This window comes from Acidimicrobiales bacterium, from assembly GCA_035533095.1.
GTDB lineage: Bacteria > Actinomycetota > Acidimicrobiia > Acidimicrobiales > Palsa-688 > DATLUM01.
In genome coordinates this window covers 1-5,210 of the sequence record DATLUM010000087.1, presented here as the reverse complement: position 1 = coordinate 5,210, position 5,210 = coordinate 1, and the positions used below count along the sequence as shown (strand labels likewise).

5 protein-coding genes, 1 tRNA gene and 1 pseudogene are annotated in these 5,210 nt (G+C 67.9%); 4 read left to right on the top strand and 3 right to left on the bottom strand.

What is annotated here, in order from left to right:
- A pseudogene (locus VNF71_10860) lies at positions 1 to 171 on the bottom strand (transposase).
- A gap of 241 nt (positions 172 to 412) precedes the next feature.
- On the opposite strand from VNF71_10860, the gene VNF71_10855 reads away from it, so the two are divergent.
- The 4 genes from VNF71_10855 to VNF71_10840 all read left to right on the top strand — a co-directional run bounded on the left by VNF71_10855 (position 413) and on the right by VNF71_10840 (position 3,997).
- On the top strand, positions 413 to 997 hold the full coding sequence (locus VNF71_10855) for a hypothetical protein (GenBank protein HVA75048.1): 585 nt from the start codon (positions 413 to 415) through the stop codon (positions 995 to 997).
- Positions 998 to 1,042: 45 nt separating this feature from the next.
- Positions 1,043 to 2,413: a DDE-type integrase/transposase/recombinase gene (locus VNF71_10850; GenBank protein HVA75047.1), complete on the top strand. Its 1,371-nt coding sequence runs from the start codon at positions 1,043 to 1,045 to the stop codon at positions 2,411 to 2,413.
- Positions 2,410 to 3,225 carry an AAA family ATPase gene (locus VNF71_10845; GenBank protein ID HVA75046.1) on the top strand — a complete coding sequence of 272 codons (816 nt, stop codon included), beginning with the start codon at positions 2,410 to 2,412 and terminating at the stop codon, positions 3,223 to 3,225. Before VNF71_10850 ends, VNF71_10845 begins: the two co-directional genes overlap by 4 nt.
- Positions 3,226 to 3,418: 193 nt before the next feature.
- Positions 3,419 to 3,997: a site-specific integrase gene (locus VNF71_10840; GenBank protein HVA75045.1), complete on the top strand. Its 579-nt coding sequence runs from the start codon at positions 3,419 to 3,421 to the stop codon at positions 3,995 to 3,997.
- Position 3,998: 1 nt separating this feature from the next.
- Here the strand turns inward: VNF71_10840 and VNF71_10835 are convergent, their stop codons facing one another.
- Entirely contained in the window at positions 3,999 to 4,433 is a 435-nt protein-coding gene (locus tag VNF71_10835; GenBank protein ID HVA75044.1) for a hypothetical protein, read from the bottom strand.
- A gap of 500 nt (positions 4,434 to 4,933) precedes the next feature.
- A tRNA-Ala gene (locus VNF71_10830) sits at positions 4,934 to 5,007 on the bottom strand.
- Positions 5,008 to 5,210 lie beyond the last annotated feature (203 nt).

Genomic DNA, 5,210 nt, shown 5'->3' with positions numbered 1-5,210 from the left:
CACGTCGGCCCAGGACTCGATCGACTCCCGGTGGCCATCGGAGATCGAGACCAGCTCCTTGGTCCCGTCCGAACGGACACCCACGATGACCAGGGCACATAGCCGTGCTTCTTCGAGGCGGACGTTGAAGTGGATCCCGTCGGCGAACACGTAGACGTAGTCGACGTCCCTGAGTGTCGGGCGCCGCGTTGATTGATCACAACGGGGACCCTGACGGACACCGACGGTGGACATGAGTTGGTGGTCGTGGTGGCGACGCCGCCGTTGATGAGGACGGGGCGGGGCCGGTCAGGGTTTGCCCTCGAAGTGCGGAGGGCGCCAGCGTGAGCACGACCTGAACGCGCAAGAGCCCCCTCGCCTGACCGTTGGAAGATCACGAGGGGGCCCTTCCTGACGAAGCCGGAGCTCCGCTGTGCTCATCGTAGGGACCGACGCCGCCCGCGTCGAGTCGGACCTTGTGGCCGGCAGCCTGGCCTGTCCTGGCTGCGGGACTGCCTTGCGGCCGTGGGGCAACAGCGTCGAACGCGAGATCCGCCGGCTCGGCTCGGTCGAGCGCCGACGGTTCCGACGGTCGATCTGTGGGGCATGCGCGGTGACCCACGTCCTTGTCCCAGAAGACACGCTCGTCCGTCGGCGTGACGGTGTCGAAGTGGTGGGGGCCTCCCTCGTCGCCAAAGCCAACGGTGCCGGCCACCGCTCCATCGCCGCGAGCCTGGGTCGACCGGCGTCGACGGTGCGGGGCTGGCTGCGCCGGTTCGCCGCAATGGCCGAGCGACTGCGGGAGCACTTCACCCGCTGGGCACACGCGATCGACCCCATCCACGACCGCCGCTCGCCCGGTGGCTCGGCGTTCTTCGACGCCGTCGAGGCCATCGGTGTGCTCGGGATCGTGGCGGTCCGCCGCTTTGGGCCACGCCCCGTGTGGTCCCTCGCCTCGGTGGTGACTGCCGGGGGCCTGCTTTCCAACACGAGCTCACCCTGGGCAGCGCCGGTGTGAGCGGCAAGGGTCTCGGCGTCCATCGACAGAGGAGGCCAAGACCCCATGAACGAGGCGCAACGAGACGTCGCGCTCTTCCGCTACTCCCTCATCCGCGAGGCGGCCGACGCCGCCCTCACCATTCGCCAACGTGGCGTGCTCGTGCGCGAGCTGGCCGCTGTGGACCACGCCGGTCCGGGTGGCCGCCGGGTCAAGGTGGGCCGCGGGACGATCGACCGCTGGATCCGCGCCTATCGGGCCGGTGGGTTCGAGGCGCTCGCCCCGGTGCCACGCACCGGAGTGCCGGTGACCGAAGAGCGCCTGCTCGAGCTGGCCGAAGCCCTCAAGCGCGAGGTCCCTCGACGCACCGCCGCCCAGGTGGCCGAGATCGTCCGCACCGCCGAGAGCAGCGGCCCTTCGGCTCGTACCCTCCAGCGGCACTTCGCCCGTCTCGGGCTCAACACCCGACCCGACGGGTCGGCGCCCCGGGCCTTCTCTCGCTTCGAGGCTGCCGCCCCGGGCGATCTGTGGACCGGCGACGCCCTGCACGGCCCGCCGATCGCCGGAAGGAAGACCTACCTGTTCGCTTTCATAGACGATCATTCGCGGGCCCTCGTCGGCTATCGGTGGGGGCTGTCGGAAGACACGGTCCGCCTCGAAACGGCGCTTCGCTCGGCATTGGCTGCGCGAGGTGTGCCTCGGCGGTGCTATGTCGATAACGGATCGGCGTTCGTCTCCAAGCAGCTGCTGCGGGCGATGGCCAGCTTGGGGATCGCCCTCGTCCACAGTCGGCCGGGTAAGCCTGAAGGCAGAGGCAAGATCGAGCGGTTCTTCGAGACGGTCCGCCTTCAGTTCCTCGTCGAGATCGAGGCCAAGCCGCCACCGGACCTGGCCGAGCTCAACCGGCTGTTCAGCGCCTGGGTGGAGACCGTCTATCACCGGCGTCGCCACTCCGAGACGAACGAGGCGCCTATCGAACGCCTGCTCGCCGCCGGACCACCGGTGCTTCCGAGCGATGCGGCGCTGCACGAGGCGTTCTTGTGGTCCGAGACCCGCCGGGTAACCAAGACGGCGACGATCTCGCTGCACTCCAACGTCTTCGAGGTCGACGCCGCACTGGTGGGCTCTGTCGTCGAGGCCATCTTCGATCCGTTCGACCTCACCGCCATCGAGATCCGCTTCCAGGGCCGGCCCATGGGCAAGGGACTGCCGGTCACGATCGGCCGTCACGCCCACCCAATGGCCCGCCCCGAGGCGGCCCCGGCGCCGGCCCCCACCGGCATCGACTACCTGGGCCTCCTCGCCGAGCGCCGCGATGCCGAACAGGCCCGGTCCATCAACTACTCCCAGCTCGTCTTGCCCGGCGCGGAGATTCCGACCGACACCGACACCGACACCGACACCGACACCGACACCGACAAGGAGATCCACCCATGACCATCGACCGTCTCCGGGCCCACTGGGGCTTCACCCGCATGCCCTTCGCCAAGGATCTCGCTCCGTCCATGCTCCATGCCCACCGGTCCCATGCCGAAGCAGTCGCTCGGATCGGTTGGTGCGTCGAGGAGCGCGTCATGGGTGTCGTCACCGGCGAGGTCGGCGCCGGCAAGACCGTCGCCGTGCGCGCTGCGTTGGCTGGCCTCGACGCCAGCCGCCACACCGTGATCTATCTCGGCAACCCGACGGTCGGGGTGCGCGGCCTCTACTCGACGATCGTGGCCACCTTGGGGGGAACCCCGAGGTTCCACCGGGCGTCGCTGATCCCCCAAGCCGCGGACGCCCTCGCCGTCGAAGAGCACGAGCGGGGGCGGCGGGTCGTGGTGGTTCTCGATGAGGCCCACATGCTCGACGCAGACCAGCTCGAAGGACTCCGCCTCCTCACCAACGCCGACATGGACTCCCACGCGCCATTCGCATGTCTCCTCGTCGGCCAGCCGACGCTTCGCCGGCGGATCCGGCTCGGGGCCTTCGCCGCCTTGGACCAGCGGGTGGCGCTGCGCTACTCGATGACGGGCATGGATCGAGCCGAGACCGCCGACTACGTGGCCCACCACCTGAAGCTCGCCGGTAGGTCCGACACCCTCTTTTCCGACGATGCCCTCGGTCTCATCCACCAGGTGTCCCGGGGCGTCCCGCGGACCGTCAACAACCTGGCCGTGCAGTCCCTTGTCGCCGCGTTCGCCGACGCCAAGGCGATCGTTGACGAGTCCTCAACCAGAGCCGCGGTGACCGAGGTGACGGCCGAGTAGCAATTCCCCACACGGCGCCCGCGTCGCCACGCCACCGATGATCACCACGAGGGCGACAGCACGCTCACGACTCGATGCTCACGGATCGTGTCGCCTTCATCGCCATCGAACGTGGCGGGCGACACCCTGAGCGACCGGTGGGCGAACTGGTCGCGTTCACGCTGCCAGTCGGTCGTCAGGCGGGTGATCCTTCCTGTCGGCGACCAGCAACGATCGCCTTGCCTTCGCCTGGGCGCTGCTACTCACCCGCGGCCTACGGCGTGGCGAGTTGTGTGGCCTGCGGTGGACCGACGTGGATCTCGAAGGGGGAGTGATTCGGATCAACCGGACCCGGGTGGTCGTGGATGGCAAGGCGGCGGACAGCACGCCCAAGACGGCAGCAGGTCGCCGGTCCATCCCTCTCGACGCCCACCTGGTGGCGCTCCTGCGGGCGCACAAGGCCCGTCAGGCGGCAGAGAAGCTGGCGGCGGGTCCGGCGTACGAGGACGCCGGTTGGCTGGTGGCTGACGAACTCGGCGCCCCGTACTACCCGGACTCGATTTCGGAGTGGTTCGACAGGAAGGCCCGGGCGCTCGAACTCCCGAGGATCCGGCTGCACGACCTCCGGCACACCGCTGCGAGCCTCATGCTGGCCTCAGGAGTGCCGGTGAAGGTCGTCTCCGAGATGCTCGGCCACAGCTCGCCAACGATCACGTTGTCGATCTACGCGCATACCTTGCCCGGTATGGCCGAGGAGGCTGGGGCGGCACTATCCGCGAGCCTGCTGGGATAGATCAGACCGCGGCCGCTACCTCTTGCAGGGCCGCTTCCTCCTCGCGGAGTATGGCCAACCCCCGGCTGGCAAGCTGGCTGATGACGGGCGAAAGGTCGATGTCGAGGTCGTCGATCAATGCTGACGCGACGATCCGATCGTCGACAGCGATAGCGAGGACTCCTGGTCCTTGGGATGCTTCGTCTATCGCTTCGTCAAATAGCTCCGCGGAGACGTCCGCGAGCTTGGCCTCTTGGTCCGGATCGACGCGGACGTACGACCAGAAGTTCGCCCGCTCGACCTCACCGGCCAAGCAGCGAAACAGGTAGTGAGTACCGTGCTGATCGAAGGTCCCGATGAGGGGGCGGTCATACCGGTGTAGGACGACCGCCAGACTCGCCCCCCGAGCCGGCTCCCAAGGGCGGGTGCCCGGCTGCACCTCAGCTAGATCAGACATTGATCCTCAGTTCCCAAAACACTCGTCGAAACGGGCGCAGGCATCATCATCCCACACTTTCTCCAGATCAATCCTTACGGACACATGACCCGGGTTGCGGGGTGTCCCGGTACTGGTCACGCTGAAGCCGGCCATGCGGAGACGACCGGCCGTGGTCTGACGAACCTGGTCCTTTGCGCTCACCTCCCACCTCCGATCCCGGACGGCCCTGGCAGCCTCTTCCTTGCCCAACGGACCCCTGATGAGCGAGATCTCGTCTTCTGTCCACTCCCGGGGCCTGTTCCGGAACGGCGGTCGAGAGTCTGAGTGTCCGTATTGCGTCAGCGTCTCGCTATTGCTCAGCGCGTCCGGGACCATGGCAGCCGAAGGTTACCCAAGCCCCATGAACCGGGACCGCACAAGCCCCACTCCCCTCGAAGTCCCGTTGACAAACCGTTGACAAGCACCCGCTGTCACCGCTTGTCACCGACCCTCGCAAGCCGCTGACCTGGCCTTATGGGTGGAGGCGAAGGGACTCGAACCCTCGAACCTCTTGACTGCCAGTCAAGCGCTCTACCAACTGAGCTACGCCCCCGTAGCAACGACGCGCGAGGTTAGCGCCTCGCCGGACCTCGCCGGACCTCGCCGGACCTCGCCGGACCGGGGGACCGGGGGACCGCTCGGACCATTTAGCATGCTGCCCGTGCCCCGCGCCTACGACTTCGACGCAGTGGAGCGCAAGTGGCAGCGGCACTGGCTCGACGAGGGGACCTACGAGGTCGACAACGACGATCCGCG